At 72.9% G+C, this 339-nt stretch carries 1 protein-coding gene; it reads right to left on the bottom strand.

Annotated features, from left to right (window positions below; translation table 11 throughout):
• Positions 1-339 (bottom strand): helix-turn-helix domain-containing protein (locus DBV35_RS29570; protein WP_170135082.1); only part of this gene is annotated, 339 nt, incomplete at both ends.

Here is a 339-nt window from a genome sequence, read left to right as displayed (position 1 = left end):
GAGGTCTTGCAGAGGTCCGGCGTGGGCGACGGCGCCGGGTCGGTGTCGCGCAGCACCTGCAGCGGGCCGGCGCTCGCGGTGCCCGGGTCGAAGACGCCCTCGCCGCGCAGGACCGTGCGCAGCGCCCGCACGATCTCGGCGGTGTCGGCACCCTTGCGCAGGTAGCCGTGGACACCCAGGCGGACGGTGCGCATCATCGAGTCGCGGTCACGGCAGCCGGTCAGCACGAGGATCTTCACCCCGCGGCAGCGCTCCAGCAGCGCGCGCACCAGGTCGAGGCCGGGCCGCTCGTCGCGGGCGAACTCGATGTCGACGATGATCGAGATCGGAAGAGCACAC

The sequence above is a fragment of the Acuticoccus kandeliae genome (assembly GCF_003073115.1).
Note: the sequence above shows the minus strand (reverse complement) of the source record. Positions and strands in the feature narration are given on the sequence as shown.